General features: G+C 70.9%; 12 protein-coding genes. 11 read left to right on the forward strand and 1 reads right to left on the reverse strand.

What is annotated here, in order from left to right; translation table 11 throughout:
* Positions 1-30 precede the first annotated feature (30 nt).
* The gene (locus ACFVS8_RS10030; RefSeq protein WP_387061034.1) at positions 31-3,000 is read right to left on the reverse strand and encodes an immunoglobulin-like domain-containing protein; all 2,970 of its coding nucleotides are present in this window, start codon (positions 2,998-3,000) and stop codon (positions 31-33) included.
* Between the two features lie 231 nt (positions 3,001-3,231).
* Between ACFVS8_RS10030 and ACFVS8_RS10035 the strand changes: the two genes are divergently transcribed.
* From ACFVS8_RS10035 to ACFVS8_RS10085, 11 genes are all read left to right on the forward strand, one after another.
* Positions 3,232-5,931, forward strand: a complete 2,700-nt coding sequence (locus ACFVS8_RS10035) for a LamG-like jellyroll fold domain-containing protein (protein WP_387061037.1) — start codon at positions 3,232-3,234, stop codon at positions 5,929-5,931.
* Between the two features lie 40 nt (positions 5,932-5,971).
* Positions 5,972-10,126, forward strand: a complete 4,155-nt coding sequence (locus tag ACFVS8_RS10040) for a beta-L-arabinofuranosidase domain-containing protein (protein WP_387061040.1) — start codon at positions 5,972-5,974, stop codon at positions 10,124-10,126.
* An 86-nt stretch (positions 10,127-10,212) separates the two neighbouring features.
* Entirely contained in the window at positions 10,213-13,488 is a 3,276-nt protein-coding gene (locus ACFVS8_RS10045; RefSeq protein ID WP_387061043.1) for a family 43 glycosylhydrolase, read from the forward strand.
* Between the two features lie 229 nt (positions 13,489-13,717).
* Positions 13,718-14,347 (forward strand): hypothetical protein, encoded by a 630-nt coding sequence (locus ACFVS8_RS10050; protein WP_387061046.1) that lies wholly within the window; start codon positions 13,718-13,720, stop codon positions 14,345-14,347.
* Between the two features lie 86 nt (positions 14,348-14,433).
* Positions 14,434-15,471, forward strand: a complete 1,038-nt coding sequence (locus tag ACFVS8_RS10055; RefSeq protein ID WP_387061049.1) for a WxL protein peptidoglycan domain-containing protein — start codon at positions 14,434-14,436, stop codon at positions 15,469-15,471.
* Positions 15,468-15,731 (forward strand): LPXTG cell wall anchor domain-containing protein, encoded by a 264-nt coding sequence (locus ACFVS8_RS10060; protein WP_387061052.1) that lies wholly within the window; start codon positions 15,468-15,470, stop codon positions 15,729-15,731. Before ACFVS8_RS10055 ends, ACFVS8_RS10060 begins: the two co-directional genes overlap by 4 nt.
* Before the next feature lie 96 nt (positions 15,732-15,827).
* Positions 15,828-18,464, forward strand: coding sequence for an immunoglobulin-like domain-containing protein (locus ACFVS8_RS10065; protein ID WP_387061054.1), 2,637 nt, complete (start codon positions 15,828-15,830; stop codon positions 18,462-18,464).
* Positions 18,458-21,811 carry a family 43 glycosylhydrolase gene (locus tag ACFVS8_RS10070; RefSeq protein WP_387061056.1) on the forward strand — a complete coding sequence of 1,118 codons (3,354 nt, stop codon included), beginning with the start codon at positions 18,458-18,460 and terminating at the stop codon, positions 21,809-21,811. The genes ACFVS8_RS10065 and ACFVS8_RS10070 overlap by 7 nt, the downstream gene beginning before the upstream one ends.
* A gap of 183 nt (positions 21,812-21,994) precedes the next feature.
* Positions 21,995-23,023: a LacI family DNA-binding transcriptional regulator gene (locus tag ACFVS8_RS10075; RefSeq protein ID WP_387061059.1), complete on the forward strand. Its 1,029-nt coding sequence runs from the start codon at positions 21,995-21,997 to the stop codon at positions 23,021-23,023.
* Entirely contained in the window at positions 23,020-24,582 is a 1,563-nt protein-coding gene (locus tag ACFVS8_RS10080) for a sugar ABC transporter ATP-binding protein (protein ID WP_387061062.1), read from the forward strand. The genes ACFVS8_RS10075 and ACFVS8_RS10080 overlap by 4 nt, the downstream gene beginning before the upstream one ends.
* A gap of 565 nt (positions 24,583-25,147) precedes the next feature.
* The gene (locus ACFVS8_RS10085; protein ID WP_387061064.1) at positions 25,148-26,143 is read left to right on the forward strand and encodes an ABC transporter substrate-binding protein; all 996 of its coding nucleotides are present in this window, start codon (positions 25,148-25,150) and stop codon (positions 26,141-26,143) included.
* Positions 26,144-26,177 lie beyond the last annotated feature (34 nt).

Raw genomic sequence — 26,177 nt, forward strand, 5'->3', positions numbered from 1 at the left:
CCGCCGCGGCATCCGGAACCGCCTGATGGGTCAGCCGCAGTTGGCTGCGGGCGTGGGGAATGCCCCCTCGAAGGTCGAGCCGTCGGCCGCGCTGCCCGTGAGGGTGAGCGTGCCGGCCGGGATCGACGCGGCGCGCGTGGCGAAGGCCGACGAGATCGAGGCGCCGGCGGCGAGGGCGACCGTCTTGTCGCCGTACGCCGTGCGGATCGTGACGTCGGCGCGCTGGTCGTCGGCGTTCTTCGCCGTGACGACGAGCGACACCTTGCCGGCGACGCAGCGGGTCGCCGCGGTCGCCTCGAGCTCGAGGTCGCCCGTCACCTCGACGGCCGCCGAGGTCGACGTCGCCACGAGGCCGTCGGTGTAGCCGTCGTACGTCGCGGTGACCGAGGCGACCCCGGCCGGCACGTCGACCGAGGCCGAGCCATCGTGGAGCGCCACGGTCTCGCTCCAGTCGCCGCCCGAGAAGGTGACCGTGCCCACGACGTCGCCGCCGTCGGCCGCGGTGACCTCGGCCGTGACCTCGCGTCCGTCCGCCGCCAGCTCGGTGGTCGACTCGACCGCGGTGATGCCGGTCCAGTCGTGCATGGCCGTGAGCACCGTCTGCGGCACGCTCACGAAGGCGCCGTGGCGCGGGCTCGACGGCAGGCCGCCGACCGGGCGCACGTTCCAGTTCGCGCGCTGCGAGAGGCGGTCGGCCTGCGAGCTCGAGGCGATCTCGCTGCCGGTCGTGACGAACGCGCGGTAGCCGCCGGCGCTGTAGTTGTCGACGAGGAACACGTAGCCGTCGCCGCCCGCATTGTTCGGGTCGCCCTCGTTGAGCTTCACGATCTCGGGCCCCTCGCCGGACTGGCCGGTCTCGAGGCTCGTCATGCGCGTGTCGGTGAGCTGCCAGGTCTGACTCGGGTCGGCCGTCCAGCTCGAGGCCGTCGTCGGCGCGGTGAGCACCTTCGAGCGCTCGAGGAAGATGTCCTTGCCGGCCTCGAGGGTGCCCGCGGCGCCGCTCTCCTCGTTCTTCGTGAAGCGGTAGTAGTAGTCGCCGATCTTCGTCACGGTCGAGTCGATGCGCGCGTAGCCGGTGTCCTGCCAGCTGGCCGGCGGCGACGTGAACGTCTTGAAGTCGCGCGTCAGCACCGAGAACATGCGCGCGTACAGCTTGTCGCTGTTCGTGTGCGAGGCGTCGGAGTAGAGGCGCGAGGCGAAGAACACCACGTAGGACTGCAGTTCGTCGTCCCAGTACGCCTCGGGCGCCCAGGTCATGCCCGCGGCGGGTTGGTTGACCGTGATGCCGCTGTCGATGCCGTTCGTGCGCGCCCAGTGCACGAGGTCGACCGACTCCCAGACCTCGATCTTGAGGCTGCCGGCCGACTGGGCCGGGCCCCAGCCCGTGCCGCAGCTGATGCACAGGTCGGTGGCGACCATGTAGTACTTGTCGCCGTCGTGCGAGCGGAGGATGTACGGGTCGCGGAGGCCCTTCGTGTCGGTCGTCGAGGTGATCACCGCGGCGCCGCCGTTCACGGGGGAGAAGGTGAAGAAGTCGTTGCCGGAGGTGGCCGCCTGGTAGATCTTCTCGTCGCCGTCGGACTTGAAGTACGCGGCCGCGTAGCCCGCGTCTGGGGCCGAGCGGCCGTGCTCGGCCACCTTCACGGTGAAGGTCTTCTCGACGGTCGCCGAGCCGAGCACGGCGTGCGCGGTGAGCGTGACCGTGCGGTCGCCCTCGCCGTAGGCCGGGCGCTCGACGAGGCCGCCGCCCGCGAAGGGGTCGGCCGAGCCGACCGCGGGTGCGACGTAGTCGGAGTCGGTCGGGGTGACGAGCTCGGGGTCGGACGAGGTCCAAGTGATGGCCGAGCCGTTGACCGCGCCCGTGGTGACGAGCGGCAGGTTCTCGGTCGTGCGGGCCGCGAGCGAGATCGCCTCGAGGTCGGCCGAGGGCGACGCGGCGAGCACCGTGAACGCGAAGGTGATGACCGTGCCGGAGGCCGTCGTCGCCGCGACCGTCACCGGGGTGTCGGCGGTGACGGTGCGCGAGACGACGCCCGTGTTCGAGATCACTGCAGCGTTCTGCGAGGCCCAGGTCAGGGCGACGCCGTTCGACGACGACGGGAAGCTCAGGTTGCGCGTGACCTGGTCGGCCGAGGGGTTCGCGCCGAGCACGGTCGGCAGCAGGTCGGCCCGCAGCAGCGCCTCGTTCGCGGCCGACTTGGCCGCGGCGGTCGGCATGCTCGCGGCGACCTCGGCCTGCGTGAGCGCGACATCCCAGAACTTGACGTCGGTGACGTCGGCCTGCACGAGCGCGTCGCCCGAGTAGAGCGACCGGCCGAGGTAGCCGAGGGTCGTGCCCGACGGGATGATCGAGCTCATGGCGTAGGTGTGCGTGTTCGTCGAGATCTGCACGCCGTCGCGGTAGAGCGTGAGCGCGTTGCCGCTGCCGACGAGGGTCAGGGTCGTGAAGCCGGCGTTCAGGCCGCCGCCGTTCGGCAGGCGCACCTCGCCGTTGGCGGTGCCCGTCTTCACGCGGATGCCCGAGAGCACCGCGTTGCTGTAGGCCGATTCGCCCGAGCGCGGGTTCACGAAGACGTGGTTGCCGAGCGTAGTGGTGTTCCACGCGCCGACGCCGTCGCCGATGACCCAGCCGAACTGGTTGGCCGCGGTCTGCGTGGCCACGGTGTACTCGACGGTGAAGGCGTTGTCGCTCGCGGTCACGAGGCCCTTCGGCAGGGCCGCGTAGCCGTCCTTCTTGAACCGGAGCACGGCGTCGCCGCCCGCGTCGGCGAACGACGCGTCGGTGAAGCCCGTGAGCGTGGCGTTGCGGCCGTTGCCCGAGATGTCGAGCAGCTGGTTGCCCGCGTGCGTCATGTCGTAGTGGGCGGTGACGGCCGGCGGTTCGGCGGCCGAGGCGGAGAGCGGCACGGCGAGGCAGAGGCCGCCGACCAGTGCGCCGGTGAGGGCCGCAGCGAGCGTTCGCCGTGGTCGAGAAGGTGGGAGGAGGGCGGACGGTCGCATGGTGCTCCTTGCAGTCGCCATTGACGGAAATGCCCACAGGGGGCGAGGATCGCTCGAATGTTACCGGACACATTACGAGATCGCCAAGGGTCCGAAGCGGAGGAAACCTGCCGAACGAAATCTCTGGCGCGGCTTCTCGGGTCTGTGCTACCGTCGGCGCGTTACCGGTAACAAGACCGTTCTCCCACCGGATCCAGCCCGCCAACGAAGCCGAAGGCCCAGGAGCTCTCAATGTCGAAGCACGCTGCCGTCACCCGCGCCATCAGAGCCCTCGGGCTCACGCTCGGCACCGCCGTCCTGGTCGCCGCGACCGCGGCCGCCCCGCTCGCAGGCGCGCTCGCGCCCGCCGCCCCGGCGGCTGCCGCGACCGCCTCCGCGCCGCGCACCGGCCTGCTGGCCGAGTACCTGTTCACGCAGACGGCGGGCAGCAGCGTGCCCAACACCGCCGGCGGTTCGTCGACGGTCGGCGCGGCATCCGTCGTCAACGGAACCGACGCCCTCTGGACCGGCTCGTCGCTGAAGTTCACCGGCGGCGCCAAGACCAGCACCACCGCCGACTGGGTGCGGCTGCCCGACGGCCTGCTCGCGGGCAAGCAGTCCGCGACGATCACCGTCGAGACCAAGTTCGACGCCTCCATGCTCACGACGTTCAACTTCCTCTGGAACGTCGGCAGCGACAGCACGACCTCGTACTTCTTCGCCTCGATGCGCGACAAGGCCCGCACTGCGATCACCACCGCGAGCAACGGCGGCGAGGCGAACGCGAGGGCCACCGCCTCGCTCGCCGCCGATCGCTGGTACAGCGTCACGACCGTGCTCGACGGTGCGGCCGACACGCTGGCGTTCTTTATCGACGGCGTCAAGGTCGGCCAGACCGCGACGACGCTCGAGCCCTCGTCGATCGCGACCCAGACGGTGAACGCGATCGGCCGGTCGCCGTGGCCCGACCCGTTCTACAAGGGCGAGGTCTCGACCTTCCGCGCGTACGACCGTGCGCTCACCGCCGCCGAGGTGGCCGCCGTGTCGGATGCCGACGCAGGCATGCACGCCTCGACGTTCGCCTCGAGCGCCCAGGCCGCGCTCGACGCGATCCAGCCCATCTCGATGACCGACTCGTCGATCACGCTGCCGACCACGGCCGCCGCCGGACTCAGCTGGTCGGCGCCCTCGGCGGGCCTCGCGCTCGGTGCGAGCGGCACCACGCTCCAGGCCGTGCAGCCGGCCCCCGGGTCGCCGGCGGCGAGCGGCACCGTGACCGCGACCGCGAACGTGCGCGGCGTGACCGCCTCGAAGCAGATCCCGGTGAGCGTCGCCCCGGCGGCCGAGCCGGGCGACGACTACGGCTACCTGATGGTGCACTTCATCGAGGACTCCGCCGGGTACGCCGAGAAGATCTACCTCGACGTCTCGCGCGGCGACGACCCCGAGCAGTGGGACCCCCTGAACGACGGCAAGCCGATCCTGGCGTCGCAGCTCGGCACGACCGGCATCCGCGACCCGTACCTGACCGTCAACCCCGAGACCGGCACCTACTACATCATCGCGACCGACCTGCGGGTGTTCGGCGGCGACGGCGGCTCTGGTTCGTGCACGAGCTGGTGCTACTGGACCAAGAGCGCGAGCACGAAGCTGCTCGTGTGGGAGTCGACCGACCTCGTGAGTTGGGGCGAGCCGCGCAGCATCGACGTCTCGCTCGACGCGACCGGCACCGAGGTCGTCGAGCTCGGCATGGCCTGGGCGCCCGAGGCGACCTGGGTCGACGACTACACCCCCGACGGGCGCGGCGCGTTCATCGTGTACTGGGCGTCGAACGTCTACCAGAACCCCGAGCACACCGGCACGAGCTACAACCGCGTGCTCTGGGGCGCCACGACCGACTTCACGCAGGGCACCTTCGCGTACGGCGGCCCGTTCGTCGACCCCGGCGCGAACGCGATCGACACCACGATGATCCAGGACGGCGGCACGACCTACCGCATCACGAAGGACAACGGCCTCGGCAAGGGCATCTACATGGAGTCGACCACGGCTGCCCGCTGGTGGGAGCCCGGCACCTCGTGGACCCAGCTGCAGACGAAGATCGGCGCGGCCTGGGCCGGCGGCAACGCGGGCGGCGTCGAGGGCCCCGCGGTCTTCAAGAGCCACAGCGAGGACCGCTGGTACCTCTACGTCGACGTCATCCCGTCGACCGGGTACCGCCCCATGACCACCACCGACCTCGACGCCGGCTGGACCCAGCTGACCGACCCCGGGTTCTTCATGGCCCCGAGCACCAAGCACGGCGGCGTCATCTCGCTCACCAAGGCGCAGTACGACGAGGTCAGGGCGGCGGATGCCTCGACGGCCGTCACGACCGACCTCGGGTCCGTCGAGGTCGCCGAGGGCAGCGACGCCGAGGCCCTCGCCGACGCCCTGCCCGCGACCGCGGAGGTGACGCTCGCCTACGACCGCGGAACGGCGCCGCGGGCCGTGACGTGGGACGCGGCATCCGTCGACCTCGACACCCCCGGAACGTACGAGGTCACCGGCGTCGTCGGCACCTACAGCGCGAACCTCGACACGTGGACGGGCGCCGGCGGGTCGACGGCCTGGAACGCGCCCGACCGGGTGCTGGCGAGCAGCCGGGCCGTCGCCGTGCACGCGAACGTCGTCGTGACGGCCGCGCAGGGCCCGTCGTTCGCCGTGCAGGCCGAGACGCGCTGCGTCGCGGGCAAGGCCGTGCTCGTGACGCAGGTGTCGAACACCGCGGATGCGGCCGCCGAGATCTCGGTCACCACCCCCTACGGCTCGAAGACCGTGCAGGTCGCCGCCGGCAAGACGGTGAGCCAGACCTTCAGCACGCGACTCGCCTCGGTTCCGGCCGGTGAGGTCGTCGCGACATCCCACTCCGGGTCGGAGACCGCGGCCTTCGCGGCCCGAGCCTGCAACTGACACCCGACCGCAGCTTCCTGATCACTCCGAAAGGACTCCCATGTCGAAACTGGCACGCACCGTCGCGTTCGCCGCGGTCGGCGCGCTCCTCGGCGGGCTCGTCACCGCATCGGCCGCACCCGCCGCGCTCGCCGCGACCGACGACCTCAGCATCGAGTCGTCGAAGGTGCTCGAGCTGAAGTTCGACGGCACCCTCGCCGACACCAGCGCGAACGCCGCGGCCGTGGGCCTGCAGCGAGGCACCGCCGCGTACGCGACCGGTCTCAGCGGTCAGGCGTTCTCGTTCGACGGCGCGACCGCGCTGAAGCTCGGCACGGCCGCGAACCTCCAGCCGCAGGACCTCACGGTCTCGTTCTGGGTCAACCCCAGCGGCGCGATGACCGCGGAGCAGGTGTTCGCCTGGAGCAAGACGGTCTACAACTCCGACGGCTGGTACCTCACGTCGGAGAGCGCCACGACGCCCCTCGCGCTCTCGATCGGCCCCTCCACCGGGCAGCCCTACAAGGTCGCGGTCGACGCCGACCGGGCCGCCTTCTTCCCCGCGGGGCAGTGGACCCACATCGTCGCGACGTACGACCACACCACGAAGGCCGTCGCGTTCTACCGCAACGGCGTGCAGCAGGCGACGACCGTGAAGACGCCGGTGAGTGCGACGGCCTCGGGCGTGCTCGGCTCCGAGGGCACGAGCACCAAGACCCTCGGCTACAACGGCCCGAACTACAACGGCTCGTACCTGAAGGGCCTCCTCGACGACTACGCGCTCTACGACGGCGTCGCGACCGTCGCCGACGTCGTGGCCCTGACGAAGCGCAACAACCCCGCGTTCGACCCGAAGACCGTCGCGCAGGCCGACCTCGACGCGATCTCGCTCCCGGCGACCACCACCGTCGACTTCGGGCTGCCGGCCACCGGCGCGAATGGGAGCGCCATCGCGTGGACCTCGTCCGACGACGCGGTCATCACGATCGAGGGCGGCTCGGCGCACGTCACGCGTCCGGAGGGCGCCGCGGCCGAGGTGCACCTCACCGCCACCGCGAGCTACGGCGGCAGCGACCCCGTCTCGCGCGAGTTCGAGGTCGTCGTGCAGCCGGCCGGTGAGGCCGTCTCGCAGTACCTCGAAGACGCCGGACTCGAGCACGTCACGATCACCGACGACTACCTGGTGAACGCGAACGAGAAGACCATCGACTACCTGCTGAGCCTCGACCCCGAGAAGTTCCTCTACTCCTGGTACGTGCAGGCCGGCCTCACCCCGACGACGACGAGCGGCTACGGCGGGTGGGAGCGCGCGAGCGGCACCCGGTTCCAGGGCCACATGTTCGGCCACTACGTCTCCGCGCTCTCGCAGGCCTACGCCACCACGACGGATGCCGCGGTCAAGGCGCAGCTGCTGGCCAAGCTCACGGCCGCGGTCGACGGGCTCAAGCGGTGCCAGGACGCGTGGGCCGCGGCGAACCCGTCGAGCGCCGGGTACGTCGCGCCGTTCGCCCTGAACGCGCTGCCGAGCGGCCGTGACGGACTCCTCGTGCCGTTCTACAACCTGCACAAGGTGCTCGCCGGACTGCTCGACGCCCACGCGTACGCCCCGAGCGCGGTGTCGGACAAGGCCCTGTCCGTGGCATCCGGATTCGGAACCTGGGTGCGGAACTACGCGGCGTCGCTGCCGAACCCGTCGACCATCCTGAACACCGAGTACGGCGGCATGAACGAGGCCCTGTACGAGCTCTACAGCATCACGAAGAACCCGACGCACAAGCGCGCGGCCGAGTACTTCGACGAGGTGACGCTGTTCCAGCAGCTCGCGAACGGGCAGGACGTGCTGAACGGCAAGCACGCCAACACCACGATCCCGAAGCTCGTCGGTGCACTCAAGCGCTACACGGTCTTCATGGACGACCCCGAGCTGTACGCCACGCTGACGCAGGCCGAGAAGGACGCGCTGCCGATGTACCGCACCGCGGCCGAGAGGTTCTGGCAGATCGTCGTCGACGACCACACGTACGCGAACGGTGCGAACAGCCAGTCCGAGCACTTCCACGGCGCCGACACGCTCTACCAGTTCGCCACCAACGGCGTCACCACCGGCTACGGCGAGAACTCCACCGCCGAGGGCTGCAACGAGTACAACATGCTGAAGCTCAGCCACGCGCTGTTCGCGGTGACCGAAGACGTGAAGTACGCCGACTTCTTCGAGTCGACGTTCATCAACACGATCCTCGCCTCGCAGAACCCCGAGACGGGCATGGTCACCTACTTCCAGCCCCAGACGGCCGGGTACGCCAAGGTCTTCGGCACCCCGCTCGACCAGTTCTGGTGCGACCACGGCACTGGCATCGAGAGCTTCACGAAGCTCGGCGACTCGATCTACTTCACCGACGCGACCACGGTGCACGTGAACCAGTTCCGCAGTTCGGAGCTGCGGAACGAGGCGCTGAACCTGCGGCTCGTGCAGACGGCCGACGTGCCCGCGAGCCCCGACTTGGCGTTCGAGGTGAGCGCGCTCGACGGCGGCGAGATCGCCGACGGCACGACGCTGAAGCTGCGCGTGCCGAGCTGGGTCGCCTCGACCCCGACGCTGATGGTCGACGGCGAGGCTCAGGATGTCGCGGCGCTCACGGTCGACGGCGTCATCGAGGTGCCGGTCGCTGCAGGCGACGAGATCTCGTACACCCTCCCGGCCGAGGTGACCGTCGACGACGACACCGAGAACCCGAATTGGGTGGCCTTCAAGTACGGCCCCGTGCTGCTGTCGACCGAGCTCAGCCGCACCAACGTGACCGCCAGCTACACGGCGGGCGTGCTCGTGCAGATGGGCGTCGCCGACAAGTCGCTGAGCTCGAACGTCATCGTGGCCGACGCCGACGCGTGGAAGGCCGCCGCGGCGACCAACATCGAGCGCATCGCCGACGGCGAGAACGCGAACGGCCTGACCACCATGCGGTTCAAGCTGCACGGCGTCGACCAGGCGACGGCCGCGCTCACGTTCGAGCCGTACTACAGCCTCTACGACGCCAGGTACGCCACCTACATGACCCTGGTCGAGCCCGACTCCGCCGAGGCGCAGGCCCTGATCCTCAAGGGCAAGCAGCAGCTGCGGGTCGCCGAGACGACGATCGACTCGCTCACCTCGTTCGACGACAACAACAGCGAGGCCGACAAGAACTACCGGTTCTCCAACTCGACCGTCGGCGTCTTCAACGGGCAGGCGTTCCGTCACGCGCCCGCCGCGGCCGGTGCGTACTTCCAGTACGACATGATCGTCGACCCCGGCCTGCCGAAGAACTACCTCGGCGTGCGCTACTACGGCGGCGACAACGGCCGCACGTTCGACGTCTACGTCAACGACGTGCTCCTGAAGCACGAGGCGATCACGAACGCCGGCGGTGCGACGAGCTGGTACATCCGGTACGACGAGATCCCGAAGGCGATCCTCGACGGCATCGCGGCGAAGGACAGCTACAAGCGCGACCAGAACGGCGGGTACGTGCTCGACGAGCACGGGGCGAAGATCCCGGTCGTGACCGTGCGCTTCCAGAGCAACGGCACGAGCTTCGTCGGCGGCGTCTTCGGCGTGTACACCTCGTCGTCGAACAGCTACGGCACGACGGCCGAGCTCAGCGGGCTCGACGTCGACGGCGGCACGCTCTCGCCGGCGCTCGCCGCGGGCACGCGCGACTACACGGTCACCGTGCCGCTCGGCGCCGCGAGCGTGAAGCTCGACTTCGACCCGGCCGTGCCGAGCGGCTTGGTGCACGTCGACGGCGTGCTCATCGACGACACCGAGCCGCGCACCGTGCCGGTCGTGGCCGGGGCCGAGCCGAAGGTGCTCACCGTGAAGGCGTTCGCCCAGGACCACACCACGAGCACGACGTACACGATCCGGATCGTGCGCGCCGAGCCCGAGCCCGAGCTCGCCGTGACCGCCGAGGCGTCAGCGCGCTGCGTGGCGGGCAAGGCCGTGATCGTCGTGAAGGCCGCGAACGGCGACGACGTGCCGGTGGAGCTGGCCGAGACCTCGGCGTACGGCACGGCGGGCGCCTCGCTCGCACCGGGCAAGACGGTCTCGAAGACCTTCTCGACCCGGGTCGCCACGATCGCCGCCGGATCGGTCGCCGTGACCGCGACCGCGTCGCTCGACGGCCGCACGGTCTCCACCGACCTCGAGGCCGCCTACCCCGCCCTCAGCTGCGGCTGACCAGACCCGGCGGCCGTCATCGTGCACTCGGTGGCGGTCGCCGAACCACCTCCCCATCGCGAGCACCACGAGGAGTGCGACGAACCATGAGACGAACCAGACTGCTCGGGGCGGCCGCCGCGGCCGTGCTCTGCGCCGGCATCCTGACCCCGGCGACGGCCGTCGCGGCCGGCGCCGACGACGCGCTGCTGGCCGACTTCACCTTCGAGTCCGGCACCACCTCGTTCGACGGGGGCGCAGCCCTCGCCACCACGCAGGGCACCGCGACGCTCGTCGACGGTCCGACCGGCAAGGCGGCCAGGATCGGCAGCGGCTTCTGGCTCAGCGTCGCGAAGCAGGGCGGCGCCCCGCTGCTGGCGGGGCTCGACGACGTGACCATCTCGTACGACAGCAAGCCCGACGCATCGGGCAAGGCCGGGTGGTCGGTGTTCGCCGGCCGCAGCACCGCGACGCAGACCTACCAGAACGAGCACTACCTCGGAGTGCTCGACAAGACCACGGGCATCACCGTCGAGCGCTACGACAACGCGGGCACGCGCATCACCACGGGCAACCTGGTCACCACGACGGCGAACACCGCCTGGAAGCACGTCGACCTCGTGATCTCGGGCGCCACCGCGCGACTGTTCGTGAACCAGAAGCTCGTCGCGACCAACACCTCGGGCAAGACCCTCTCGACGATCCTCGGCACGACGGGCGGCGCGCTGCAGCTCGGCAAGGCGAACTGGGGGAGCGGCGAGTACTTCTCCGGCCTGCTCGACAACCTGCGCGTGCACGGCCGCGCGCTCACGCCGGCCGAGCTCGGCGTGGCGAGCGTGCCGAGCGACCCGGCCGCGGCGCTCTCGATCCCCGCGCGCATCACGGGCGACCTGCCGACGAGCGTGTTGGGTCGCGCCGTCACGTGGGCGGCCTCCGGCGACGGGGCATCCCTCGTCGGTGCGGACGGCACGATCGCGCGCCCGGCCTCCGGCGCGGTCGGCGTGACGCTGACGGCGACCATCGAGGGGGTCGCGACGCCCGTCACGGGCACCGCGCAGATCCTCGATGCGGGAGGCGACGTGGCGACCTACGTGAAGAAGGTCACGACCGTGAACGGCGTGAAGGACGACCCGCTCGCCTACGACGACGACCGGCGGAGCGATGCCCTGTTCGTCTCGGCGCGCCCGGCCGGCGCCGCGGCATGGGAGCCGCTGAACCGTTCGCAGGCGATCCTCTCGGTCGCCTGGGACGGCACGCAGTCGGCGAAGCCCAACGCGCAGATCGGATCGCCATCGCTGCTGCGGTTCGCCGACGGCACGCTCGGTGCGGTCGCCTCGCAGAACAACGCCACCGACTCGGTGTACGTGTGGGACGCGGTCGACGGCGCGACCTTCCGCAACCAGCGCACGGTGAAGGTGTCGGCCGACGGATCGATCGTGACCGACCCGCGCATCGTCGCCGACGCCGCGACCGGCACGTACAAGGCCTACTGGACCGATTCGCTCACGGGCGAGGGCCGCGTCGCGCGCCTCGACGCCCTCACGGCGGCGGCCGTTCCGAGTGCCGCGACCAAGGCCGACGCCGTGTCGCTCGGCGTGGCCGGCGCCGGGCTCCCCGGGTTCGCGGCGCAGCCGCAGGCGAGCTCGTTCGCCATGTCGAAGGCCGAGTTCGAGACCTTCTTCGAGAACTACGTCGACCTGCGCAACACGGGCGTGCGGGCGATCGACGACGTCGCGGCCGAGTACGGCAGCACCGTCGACGCCGACGACCTGCCGGCGACGACCACCATGGAGTACACCGACGGATCGACGAAGGACCTCCCCGTCGTCTGGGACGCGGACCAGCTCGAGGCGCTCGACACGTCCGTGCCCGGAACGCACGAGATCACGGGCACGGTGCAGCAGACCGCCGAGGAGATGGTCAACGACGCCCGCGCCGACCCCGACCTCTTCTTCAACGACGACGACGGCTACTGGTACCTCACCGGCTCGCACTACTCGATCCCGTCGAACGCGCCGAACGCGCAGCTCATCGATGCGAACGCCTATCGCAAGATCGGCCTCAAGCGCGCGAAGACGATCGCCGGGCTGAAGGACGCACCCGAGCAGATCGTGATCGACCCCGACGCGGGCACCCCGGGGCGCCAGGCGGAGTACCCCAACACCTTCTACGGCTGGGGCGGCTACATCTGGGCCCAGGAGTTCCACAAGATCAACGGGCGGTGGTGGATCGTCGCCGGCATGAACCGCGGGTACGCGCCGACCGGCGGATGGTGCGACAACACCGTGCTGATCCCGTACACGGGAACCGAGGCCTCACTGCGCGCCGGCGGCCTCGTCGACCAGTCGAACTGGGGCGAGCCGACCGTGCTCGAGGGGGCCGCCTTCGACGTGTCGTACCTCGAACGCGACGAGAACGGCACGACGCAGGGCTACTGGGTCATGCCGAGCGGTGCGAAGCTCTTCGTCGCCAAGGCGAGGATGGGCGAGCAGGGCACCGTTCCGCTCATCGACGGCGCGCTGAGCCAGATCTCCGCGATCAGCCAGCCGTGGGAGTACGGCAAGCAGGCGCCGACGCCGTCGGACACGAACGAGGGCGCCGATCAGGGCATCGTCGAGGCGCCGTTCATGATCGAGTACGGCGACTACATCTACCTGACCTACTCGGGCGGCACGGTCGACAAGTACTACGACCTCGGACTCCTGCGCGCCGCGAAGGACGCCGACCTGAGGAACGCGGCGAGCTGGACCCAGGTGCCGTTCCCGGTGCTCGACACGAACGACACCGCGAGCGGTCGCATCGGCGGCGCCGGGCAGGGTGGTACCGGTCACAATTCTTTCGCCGTCGACGAGGCGGGCAACCTCGTGCTGGCCTACCACGCCCGCCCCTACCCCGAGCCGCACACCGGCTCCGCGGCCGGCGGCCTGTTCGACCCCGACCGGAACACCTGGTTCAAGGCCGTGAACGTGCGTGCGAACGGCATGCTCGACCTCTCCATGGGGAGCGAACAGGAGGTGGCGCCGGGCAACCGCACGGTCACCGTGCGGGTCGTCGTCGGCGACCCGCCGACGACGGTGCGAGCCTCGGCGACGACGAGGTGTACGGCGGGCAAGGCCGTGCTGGTCGTCTCGGTCGCCAACGACGGCCCTGCGCCGGTGACGGTGCGCGTGGCGACGCCGGTGGGGGAGCGGACGACCGAGGTCGGCGCGGCGACGGCCGTGTCGCTCGCGATCTCGACCCGCGCGAAGTCGCTCGCGGCCGGCACGGTCGCGGTGTCGGCGACGGGCGCCGCCGCGGGCTCGACGGAGGCCGCCGCGGCGGCCTCCGCGGCGACTTCCCCGACGCCGATCGAGGCCGCCTACGCAGCCGTCGACTGCGGGTGAGGCGGCACCGATGCGCGGATTCCGACCACGTCTTGACGACCCTCGGGTGCTTGCCTATCCTGTAAATGTTCCCGGGAACATTCCGGGAACGATCGCGGTCCCCCGAAGGACCGCCACCGGCAAGGGCGCCGACCTCGGTCGCCTCCCGAGCCACGCAAACGAACGTGTCAGCCCCTGTACTGCACGACGATTCGGCTCGGCGCACGCCGACCGAGAAACTGGAGGAATCATGATCAGCAAAGGTGCTGCAGCGCGTTGCGCGGCGGGAGTTCTCGGCGGGCTCATGCTCGTCGGCGTCGGGACCGCGGCATTCGCGGCCTACCCCGACCCCGAGGGCAGCTCGGGTGTCGACGTCAAGGTCGACATCGCCGCGGTCGAGAACGGCGCACTCAGCCTGACGGTCGAGAACACCGAGACGACCCTGACCGAGACCGGCTCGACCGCCCAGTACCGTCAGTTCACCGGTGCCCTGCCCGACGTGACCGTCACCGACACCCGCGACCAGGTGCCCGCCGGCGTCTTCTGGTATGTCACCGGCCAGGCCGGCGACTTCGTCGGCGAGACCGGACAGCCCGCCATCGGGGCCGAACACCTCGGCTGGACCCCGGCGATGGTGACCACCGGCAACGGCGAGGTCGCCGCAGGCGACCAGGTGGGCACCACGCTCGACACCGCCCCGAACAACGTGGGCCTCACCGGCGAGGAGCTGCTCGCGCTCTCGCTCGACTCGCAGGAGGCGACCGCCGCCTCCGGGCAGTGGACGGCGAACGCCGACCTCGTGCTGAAGACCCCGGTCGACGTCGCACCCGGCAGCTACTCGTCGCTCCTGACGCTGTCGCTCTTCGAAGACCAGTACTGACCCATCCGACCCGTGGTCGGGCCGGTGCGACACCGCCGGCCCGACCGCGAACACCTCGACCACGACCGCACCGACCAGGACGCACCATGATCCGAGACCTCCTCCGCCCCGCCGCCGTCGCCGTCGCGCTCGCCGCCGGCCTCGTCGCCGTGACAGCCGCTCCGGCCGCCGCGGAGGAGGGGACCCCGGTGTCCTGGTCGGTCACCCCGGCCGATGCGACCGGCCCCGACGGCCGCGTGTCCGTCGACCACGACATCGACCCCGGCGCCGAGACGCAGGATCACTTCGCGGTGCGCAACCTCGGCTCCGAAGAGGTCACCTTCCGCCTGTCGGCTGCCGACGGCTACTACAACGACAACGGGCGCTTCGACATGCTCCCGTCCGACCAGGAGTCCGTCGACGCGGGCACCTGGATCGACCTCCCCGAGAGCGTCACGGTGCCCCCGAGCGGCACGGTCGTCGTGCCGTTCACCGTCTCGGTGCCCGAGAACGCCGAACCGGGCGACCACGCCGCGGGCATCGCCGCCTCGGTGCTCTCGCTCAAGCAGGGCGACGGCGCCGGCGTCGGCGTCGAGAGTCGCGTGGGATTCCGGGTGATGACCCGGGTCACCGGCGAACTCGCGCCCGCCTACGCCGTCACCGGCGTCGAGACCGGGTACACCACCTCGTGGAACCCGCTCCGGCCGGGCAGCATCGACGTCTCGTTCGACGTCGTCAACGAGGGCAACACCCGCCTCGCCGTGGCCGGCGTGCTCGAGATCGCGGGCCGCAGCATCGCCTTCCCGGGGGCGAACGAGCGCCCTCAGGAGATCCTCCCGGGGGAGCGCAGGTCGTTCTCGCTGGCGGTCGACCAGGTCTGGCCGCTGCTCGCGTTCCCCGGCGAGATCGAGCTCGCGCCGACCGTGACGACGGCCGGCGGTGAGGCGACCGCGGTCGCCCCCTCGTCGACGGGCGTGTTCGTGTGGGCCGTGCCGTGGCCGCAACTGCTGGTCGTGGTCGGCGCCGCGCTGCTCGTGGCCGCCCTCGTGTGGCGGCGCGGCAGGTCGAAGCGCCGACTCGACGCCATGCTCGAGCAGGCGCGCGAAGAGGGCCGTCGCGAGCCGGTGCTCGAGGGTCGAGGGTGATCGCCCGATGGTCCGCGCACCTGGAAGGACTGCCCGACGTCGGCGCGAACGCGTCCGACGGCGTGCCGCTCGGCAGCCTGCTCCTCCGGGTCGACATCGCCCCGCTTCACTGCGATCGGCTCTGCGGCCCGGGCACGCTGCCCTCCACGGGCATCGCCGATGACGTGATCGCCTGGGCCGGCGCCCTGCTGGCCGGCGGAGCCGTGCTGGTCGCGGCTTCGCTCCTCACCCGGTATCCGATCGGACGCCCGCGCCGCTGAAGGAGGCGCACTGCTCCACCTCGCGGGATCGAACGCCCGCGCGGCTCCATCCGTCGTGCCCGGAATCGGGCGCGCGCATCGTTCAAGGAGGATCTGATGGTACGAGAAGGACTGCCGGGCGCTGGTCGCGCACGGCGATGGATCGCGGGCGCGACGAGCGCCCTCGTGGCTGCCGGAAGCCTGGCGCTGCTCGGGCCGGCCGGCGCGTGGGCCGCCGACCCGGCGTCGCTGCTGGTGTCGTACGACTTCTCGGAGGTCGGGGGCACGGTCGTGCACGACCAGTCGGGCGGAGGCCGCGACGGCACGGTCGTCGGCGGCGAGGCCTGGCGCGGCGGGTTCATGCAGTTCACCGGCTCGAACCACGTGAAGCTGCCCGACGGGCTGCTGGCCGGCCGCTCCGCGGCGACCGTCGTGATCGAGACGAGCCCGACGGCGCTCTCGGGCGCGAAGTTCCTCTGGAACATCGGCGGCTCGTCCACGTCGTCGTCCGGAACCGGGCAGTTCTTCATCCAGCCCGTCGCCCCGCGCGTGGCGATCACGAAGACCAACTGGTCGGGTGAGCAGTCGGTGACCTCGCCGACGACGCTCGCCCAGGGCAAGTGGCAGTCGGTCGCGGCGACGATCGCGAAGAACGCCGACGGCACGACCTCGACCCTGCGCCTCTTCATCGACGGCGTGCAGGTGGCCGAGAAGGCCAATTCGACGGTCAACCTGAGCGACCTGACGACGCACACCATGAACCTGATCGGCAAGAGCGCCTATGCGGCCGACACGCTCTACCAGGGCGGTGTCTCGGCGTTCCGGGTCTACTCCGAGGCGCTGACCGCGGCCGACCTGACGACGATCGCAGCGACGGATGCCGCGGCATCCGCGAGCGAGACGGTCGCCGCGCTCGACCTCGCGGCAGTCAACGAGCAGGACCTCTCGAAGGTCGAGACCGACCTCGTGCTGCCGACCGCCGGCGGGGTCACGTGGACGTCGTCGCCCGCCGGCATCGTGGGCGCCGACGGCACGGTCACCCAGCCGGCATCCGACACCGGGGTCGTGCTGACGGCGACCTCGACCGTGCGCGGCGAGACCGCGTCGAAGGACTTCGCGGTGACGGTGCTGCGCGCGCCCACCGCCGACGAGGCGGCGCAGCGCGACGTCGACGCGATCGTGCTCGCGCACGCCGACGACGTGCGCTCGGCCCTCGCGCTGCCGTCGACGGGTTCGCGCTTCGGGTCCGAGCTGACCTGGAGCTCCTCGGCCCCCGCCGTCGTCGACGTCGAGGGCACCGCCACGGTGGCACCCGGTGCCGTGACGCGACCCGCCGCCGGCGACGCCCGCGTCGTGCTCACCGTCACGGCGACGAAGAACGGCGTCACGGCGACCCGCGACATCCCGCTCACGGTGCGCAAGGCCGTCGAGCTCGCCGAGACGACCGACTACCTGTTCGCGCACTTCACCGGCACCGAGGGCGCCGCGAGCGACGAGCAGATCTACTTCGCCACGAGCCGGGACGCGGCCACCTTCACCGACACCCGTGCCGCGGGCAACCCGGTGCTCTCGCTCGCCAAGACGCAGGGCGACGGCGGCGTGCGCGACCCGTTCGTGGTGCGCTCGCCCGAGGGGGACCGCTTCTACCTGATCGCGACCGACCTCAGCATCTACTACCGCGGCGGCTGGGGCTCGGCCAACGCCACCGTCACCGGGTCGAAGGACCTCGTGATCTGGGAGTCGACCGACCTCGTGAACTGGACCGAGCCGCGCTTCGCCGATGTCGCGAGCGGCATCCCGAACGCCGGCATGGCCTGGGCTCCCGAAGCCGTCTGGGACGACGAGACGCAGCAGTACTACGTCTTCTGGGCGACGCGCGCCGACGGCAACACCGAGCTGGGCGACAGCGTCGACATGTACCTGTCGACCACGCGCGACTTCCGCACCTTCTCGACCCCGGTGAAGTGGATCGACCGTCAGGGCTCGATCATCGACACCACCGTCATCAAGGTCGGCGACTGGTTCTACCGGGCGTCGGGCGACGGGCAGATCACGATCGAGCGTTCGAAGAAGCTCGACGCGGTCACGACGTCGGCGACCGCCAAGACCACGGGCACCGACCAGGAGTGGGTGCTCGTCGGCACCCTGCAGTCGATCCTGAACGGCAGCGGCACCTGCGCGGGCGGCAGCAACTACACCGGTGCCTGCCTCGAGGGGCCCGAGTTCTTCGCCTACAACGACGACGACCGCGGCGCTGCGGCAGAGCTCTACGGCCTGCTCGCCGACCAGTACGGCACGGGCCGCGGATACCTCCCGTTCCGCACCACCGATCTCAACTCGACCTCGGCGTCGGTGTGGTCGAAGGCGACGAACGTGAACCTCGGCACGCTGAAGAAGCGCCACGGCGGCATTATGCCGATCACCGCGCAGGAGTACCAGCGCGTCATGTTCCACTACGCCGGCGTCGGCACGAACCCCGACCTCTCGGTCGAAGCCGCCGCCACGACGAAGTGCGTGGCCGGCAAGGTCGCGCTGGTCGCCTCGGTGAAGAACGCCGACACCAGGGCGGCGGATGTCACGGTGCAGACCGGGTACGGCACGAAGACGTTCACCGCGGTGCAGCCGGGAAAGACGGTCTCGCAGGCCTTCTCGACGCGACTCGCGTCGATCGACGCCGGATTCGTCGGCGTCTCGGCGGCCGGCACCGGGGCGACCTTCACCGGCAGCACCGAGTACGAGGCACGGGCATGCTGAGGCGGCGGGTGCGCGGGCGCACGCTCGCCGGCCTCCTGTGCGCCGCGGTGGTCGGCGGCCTCGCGGTCGCCGGGCCGACGGCGGCGTGGAGTGCGGAGCCCGCGTCGCTGCTGGCGTCGTACGACTTCTCGGAGGCCTCGGGCACGGTCGTGCACGACCTGTCGGGCGGCGGGCGCGACGGAAGCGTCGTCGGTGCGGCCGCCTGGCGCGGCGGATCCATGCAGTTCACCGGGTCGAACCACGTGAAGCTGCCCGACGGGCTGCTGGCGGGTCGGTCGGCGGCGACGATCGTGCTCGAGACGAGTCCGACGGCGCTCACGGGCGCGAAGTTCCTCTGGAACATCGGCGGTTCGGGGGACTCGTCGACGGGGCAGTTCTTCATCCAGCCCGTCGCACCCAGGCTCGCGATCTCGAAGACGAACTACTCGGCCGAGCAGACCGTGACCTCCGCGACCAAGCTCGTGCCGGGCAAGTGGCAGTCCGTCGCGGCGACGATCGCGAAGAACGCCGACGGAACGACGTCGACCATGCGACTCTTCATCGACGGCGTGCAGGTCGCCGAGAAGACGAACTCGACGACGAACCTCAGCGACCTCACGACCCACACGATGAACTTCATCGGCAAGAGCGCGTACAACGGCGACTCCCTCTACCAGGGCGGCGTCTCGTCGTTCCGGGTGTACTCCGAGGCGCTGACCGCGGCCGACCTCGCCGCCGTCGCCGCCACGGACGCCGGGGCCGTCGCCGCGGAGGTCGCGGCGGGCATCGACCTGGCGGCGGCCAACGTGCAGGACCTGTCGGCGGTCGAGTCCGACCTCGTGCTGCCGACGACCGGCGGCGTGACATGGACCTCGTCGCCCGCGGGCGTCGTCGGCGCCGACGGCAAGGTCACGCGACCCTCGTCCGACACCGCGGTCACGCTCACCGCGACCGCCGCCGTGCGCGGCAGCACCGCCGTGAAGGACTTCGCGGCCACCGTGCTCGCCGCGCCGACCGCGGCCGAGGCGGCGCAGCGCGCGGCCGACGCGCTGCTGCTGCCGTCGGTGCTCGAGCCGGGCTACGCGCTGCCGATGACCGCCCTCGGGCTGCCCGTGGCCTGGTCGCACGTCTCCGGCGCCGGATCCGTCGTCGGCGGCGCCATCGCCGACGCACCCGAGCACGGCCTCGAACCGGCGACGCTCGAAGCGGTCGTGGGCATCGGGGAGGATGCCGCGACGACCCGGTTCGACGTGCGCATCGCCGAGGCATCCGCCCACCGGATCGCCGCGTACACGACTTCGAAGAACACGCGCGGCGGCGACGACCCCGAGGTCACCCGCACCGCGCACCTCGCCCTGAGCGAGGACGGCACCGCGTGGACGGCGCTGAACTCGGGCACGGGCGTGGTGTTCCCGAAGGTCACCGGCATGACCGAGACGGCCAACGGCACCAAGCGCTACCTCGCGAACCCGTACGTGTTCCGCCTGCAGGGCGACGAGGGCTTCGGCCTCATCGCCCGGAGGACGGACGGGGCCGGCGCGGCCGAGGCATCCGGCGCGCTCGTCTTCACCTCGCCCGACCTCGTGGACTGGACCGAACTCGAGTACCTCGCCCTGCCCGGCCAGGCCGCGACAGGCGCGGTCTCGGCCGAGTGGGACTCGAGGATCGACGCGTACCGCGTGGCTTGGACCGGCCCGGCCGGTTCGACGCTCACGGGCAGCACCGCCGACTTCGCGGCCGTCGAGTACCTCGGCGCGGGCCAGCAGCCCACGGGTCGCAGCGGCGGCATCGGCGTGACCTCGTCGGAGACGGCGTCGATCATCCCGCTGACCGCAGCCGAGGCCCGGTCGGCGGAGCAACGGCTCGGCCGCGTGCACAACACCGGGCTGCAGTCGCCCGAGCCCGTGACGGTCGAGGCCGGCGCGCAGCCCGAGCTGCCCGCGAAGGTCACGGCCGAGTACTCCGACGGGGGAACCCACGAGTTCCGGGTCGACTGGAACACGACCGGCCTCGACACGTCGACCCCCGGCGAGTACCCGGTCACCGGAACCCTGCAGCGCACCGACGCGATCTTCCCGCTCATCGCCAGGCGAGCCGACCCGCACATGCTGCGGTACACGCTGCCGAACGGCGAGAAGACGTGGCTGTTCATCGCGACCGACGACAACGGACAGGACGAGTTCTTCATCCGCCAGGCCGACACGATCGCGGGCATCGCGACCGCGCCCGACAACAAGATCCTCGGGCTCGGCCTCTCGGGCACCGGGCAGGTCGGGTCCCAGCTCTGGGCGCCCGAGCTGCACGTCGTCGACGGCGAGCTGTACATCCTGTTCGCCGCCAACCCGAATAACGTCAACGGGTGGAACGGCGTGCAGTCCTACACGATGCACCTGAAGTCGGGCGGCGACCCGCTCGTGCGCGCCGACTGGGACGCGCCGCAACGCGTCGTCGATGCAGCGGGGCAACCGCTCACGACGTACGGCGCGGGCATCACGCTCGACATGACGCACTTCGAGGACGCCGGCACCGACTACGTCGTGTGGTCGGAGCGGGCCATCACGCCCGTGACCGGGCCCGCCGTGCTGAAGATCGCGAAGGTCGCCCCGTCGGCGACCGGCTCGTGGCAGCTGGTCGGCGAGCGCCGCACGATCGCGTTCCCCGATCGGGGCTGGTCCGACAACACCACCGAGGTGGTCGAGGGCCCGTTCGTCATCCAGCGCGACGGCAAGGTCATGATCACCTTCTCGGGATCGGGCGTTGACTGGACCTACGCGGTCGGCCTGGCGACCGCGGAGTCGGGGGACGACCTGCTCGATGCCGCGTCGTGGAACGTGCGCAACTCGCCGATCTGGACCTACGAGGGAGCGAACACGAACAACTGGGGCCCCGGTCACAACTCGTACACCTACGACGACGACGGCAACCTGCTGAACGTGTTCCACGCGAAGGCCACGCAGAACGGCACGCGCGACGCCGGCGTGCGCATGGTCTACTTCCGCCAGGACGGCACTCCGATCCTCGACATGACCGACACGGAGTGGCTCGCGACCGCCAACCGCACGGTGACCGCGACGGTCGTCGTCGAGGCCCCGGCCCAGCCGGCCCTCTCGGTGACCGCGCAGACCCGTTGCGCAGCGGGCAAGGCGACGGTGCTCGCGACGCTCGCCAACACCGGCAGCGGGGCGCTCGGCGTGCAGGTCGTGTCGGCGTTCGCCTCCAAGCAGGTCGACCTCGCCGCCGGCCAGACGACGACGGTCTCGTTCGCGACCCGGACGGCCCGACTCGATGCCGGGCAGCTCACGGCGGAGGCGACCGTGGGAGGCGTCGTGAAGACGTTCACGGCCGCCTACCCGAAGCGCACCTGCTGACCGTCCGCGGCGCCCCGCGCGAGCCTTCTCGCGCGGGGCGCCACGGCCGCACGGACGCGTGATCCGGGCGCCCCGAACGCATATGCTGTTCCCCGTCGACCGGTCGTGGAGCGGTCGAGGTCGGCGTCCGGCATCAGGGTGCGCACCTGAGCGGCGACGACTCTGCGAGACAGGAGACCGGTGGTGAGTGACGTCGAGAGCGGGGATCGCCCCGAGAAGCTCGGCATCCGCGAGGTCGCCGTGCTCGCCGGCGTCTCGCACATGACCGTCTCGCGCGTGCTCAACGGCCACCCCAACATCAGGCCGGCCACGCGCCAGCGCGTGATGGACGTCATCGAGCAACTCGATTTCAAGCCCAACAGCGCCGCGCGCGCCCTCGCGACGCAGCGCACCCAGCGCATCGGCGTGATCGTCGACAGCTCGGTCGAGTTCGGGCCGACCAGCACGCTCAGGGGGCTCGAGTTCGCCGCCCGCTCGAGCGGCTACTCGGTGACCTCGGTGGCGATGCAGGACGACGCGAGCCTCACCCCCGAGAGCGCCGTCGGCCACCTCATCGCCGAGGGCGTCGACGCGCTGTGCATCGTGGCGCCCCGCTCGTCGTCGGTGTCGGCGCTGCGCCGCATCTCGATCGACGTGCCGGTGCTCGTCGTCAAGGCCGCGAAGGACCCCAACTTCCTCACCGTCAGCGTCGACCAGCAGCTCGGCACCACGCTCGCCGTCGACCATCTCGTCGCACTCGGGCACCGCGACATCCTGCACCTCGCCGGCCCGCTCGACTGGCTCGACGCCCGCGGGCGCGAGCGGGCCTTCCACGCACGGATCGAGCAGTGGGGCCTCAAGGCACGGCCGATCGTCGTCGGCGACTGGACGGCGGACTTCGGCTACGACTACGCCGTCGGGCTCAAGGGCGTGCCCGAGTACACCGCGATGTTCGTCGCGAACGACGAGATGGCGTTCGGCGTCGTGCACGGCTTCCACGACCGCGGCATCCGGGTGCCCGAGGACGTCAGCGTGATCGGTTTCGACGACCTGCCGCTCTCGCGCCACTTCATCCCGCCGCTCACGACGGTCACGCAGGACTTCCACGCGCTCGGGGTCAAGGCCATGGAGGTGCTGCGCGCAGCCCTCGAGGGCCGCGAGATCCCGCAGCGCTCGAAGATCCCGAGCGAGCTCGTCGTGCGCGCCTCGACCGCCCCGCCGAGGGCGTCATGACCGCGACGGATGCCACGGCACGGCCGGCCGAGGAGAACGCACCGGTCGTCGAGATGACGGGCATCACCGTCGACATCGACGGCACGACCGTGCTGCACGGCGTCGACCTGCGACTGTTCGCCGGCGAGGTGCACGCGCTCATGGGCGGCAACGGCGCCGGCAAGTCCTCGCTCGTGAAGGCGTTGAGCGGGGCCTACCGCATCGACCGCGGCGAGGTGCGCATCGACGGCGAACCCGTCACGCTCTCGGGCCCGGCCGAGGCCGAGGCGGCCGGCGTGGCCGCAGCGTTCCAGGACGTCGACCTCTGCGGCAACCTGTCGATCGCCGAGAACGTCATGATCGGGCACGAGGAGCGCCGCTGGTACGGCATCTCGTGGCCCGCGACCCGCAGACGGGCCATGGCCGTGCTCGACGAGCTGGGCATCGGCGACCTCGACCCGCGCAGGGCGGTGTCGACGCTGCCGCCCGCGATCCAGCAGCTCGTCGCCATCGCGCGCGCGATGGTCACCCATCCCAAGGTGCTCGTGCTCGACGAGCCCACGTCGAGCCTCGACGCCGACGAGGTCGCGACGCTGTTCCGGGCGATCAAGCGGCTGCGCGAGCAGGGCGTGGCGATCCTGTTCGTCTCGCACTTCCTCGAGCAGGTGTACGCGATCAGCGACCGGATCACGGTGCTTCGCGACGGGTTCGGGCAGGGGGAGTACGCCACGCGCGAGCTCGACCGGGCCGTGCTCATCTCGAAGATGATCGGCAAGGACCTCACCGAGCTGCGCCGCATCGGCTCCGAACGACGGGCGCACCGCGCCGAGCCGACGGGCGAGCCGGTGTTCCGGGCCGTCGGCGTCGGCAGGCGCGGCGAGTTCGAGGCGACCGACTTCGAGGTGCACCGCGGCGAGGTCGTCGGACTCGGCGGCCTGCGCGGCTCCGGGCGCAGCGAGTTCGGCCAGCTGCTCGCCGGGGTCGAGCGGGCCGACACCGGTTCGTTCGTCATGGACGGGCGCTCGGTCGGCCTGCCCAACCCGGCGACGGCGCTGCGGCGGCGCATCGCGTTCGCGAGTGAAGACCGCCGTGACGGCGGCATCATCGAGGAGCTCAGCGTGCGCGAGAACATCGTGCTCGCGCTGCAGGCGATCCGCGGCTGGGCCAGGCCCATCTCGCACGCCGAGCGCGACGCGCTCGTCGAGCGCTTTGTCGAGTCGTTCGGCATCGTGGCGCCCGGCCTCGACGCGCCGGCCAAGCAGCTCTCGGGCGGCAACCAGCAGAAGGTGCTGCTCGCACGGTGGCTCGCGACCCGCCCCCACCTGCTCGTGCTCGACGAGCCGACCCGCGGCATCGACATCGCGGCCAAGGTCGAGATCCAGGCCGCCGTCGCCGAACTCGCCCGCGACGGCATGGCCGTCGTCTTCATCTCCTCCGAGCTCGACGAGGTGGTGCGCCTCAGCGACCGCATCGCGATCCTCAAGGACCGCCGCAAGATCGGCGAGGTCAGCAACGGACCCGGCCTCAGCGTCGACACGATCATCGAGATGATCGCCGCCGACGACGAAGACGACGCCTGACCCTGCGGCATCCTCGGGCGATCTCCTTCGAGATGCCCGTTCTCGTCGTCACTGCGGGCGCTGACCCGACGACTGCGGTCATCTCGACGGCGACGATCACCACGCTTCGGTGTCGGGGGTCGGCGCGTCCACGTCGAGCCGGGCCCGATGAGCTGCGGATGCCGCCGGCGGGCGCCCACTCGGGGTGCGGCCGTCGCCCCGGGGCGAGCGGGTGGCCGTGACATCCGCGGTTCGGGTCGGCACCAAGCGCCGAGCATACGGAGGAGCGGGTGGCTGCGACATCCGCGGGTTCGGGTCGGCACCAAGCCGCCGAGCATGTGGAGGAGTGGACGCGAGCTGCGACATCCGCTCGACCGCCTGAACCGCCGCTCGAGCGCCGCCCGATCGGTCTATCGCGCCGTGTTTCCGGAATGTTATGTTTCCGGGAACAATTCTGCTTGTGCTCCAGAGTTTGTTCCCGGTAACATCCTGAACGTGGGACGCGCCAAGCGTCGCCGCAATCACACGGAATCCGCGCAGCGGAAAACACCGGCGCCGTGGTGCCGGGTCTCAAGGAGGAGATCACATGTCAGTTCAGAGGCGTTTCACGAAGTTCCTCGGCCTGGCGGCCGTCGGTGCTCTGACCGTCGGCCTCGCCGCGTGCTCGAGCGGCGGAGACAGCGGCGACAGCGCCGGTGCAGACGAGCTCACGACCGTCGGCTTCGTCGCGGTCGGCCCCGAGGGTGCGTGGCGCGAGGCCAACGAGAAGAACGTCCAGGAGACGTTCACGGAGGACGCCGGCTTCGAGCTGAAGTACGCGCCCGCCACCAACCTCGACCAGAAGTCGCAGATCGACGCGTTCACGTCGTTCGTCGACGAGGGCGTCGACGTGATCCTGCTGTCGGCCACCGAGGCCTCCGGCTGGGAGGACTCGCTCGAGCGTGCGCAGGAGGCGGAGATCCCCGTGATCCTCCTCGACCGCGGCATCGACCCCGACGACCCCAGCCTGTACATCACCCGCATCGCGCCCGACAACGTCGAGGTCGCGAAGGAGGTCGGCGCCTGGGCCGTCGAGCAGTTCCCCGACGGCGGCAACTACATCACGCTCGAGGGCCCCGCTGGCGTCGGCGTCGTGAACGAGCGCAACGAGGGCTGGGACGCCTCGGTCGACGGCTCCGACCTGGTCGAGGTCGCCGCGCAGACCGCGAACTGGTCGGCCGAAGAGGGCAAGTCGGTCACCGAGACGCTGCTCAAGGCGAACAACAACAACATCCAGCTCATCTTCGCGCAGAACGACGAGATGGGCCTCGGCGCAGCCCAGGCCGTCGAAGAGGCCGGCCTGAAGCCGGGCGTCGACGTCAAGATCGCGACGATCGACGGCACCCTCGCCGCCATGGAGGCCCTCGCCGGCGGCCAGCTCAGCTACGTGCACGAGTACAACCCGCTGTTCGGCGAGACCGCCCTCGACGTGGTGAACAAGACGCTCGCCGGCGAGTCGGTCGAGTCGTACATCATCGTGCCGAGCGAGGCGTTCGACTCGGCAGAGGCCGCTCAGGCCGTGCTCGCCGACCGCAAGTACTGATCGGCCGACCACGTCGCCCAGCGCGGCGTGCGAC

Source organism: Agromyces sp. NPDC058110, assembly GCF_042884735.1.
Lineage (GTDB): Bacteria > Actinomycetota > Actinomycetes > Actinomycetales > Microbacteriaceae > Agromyces.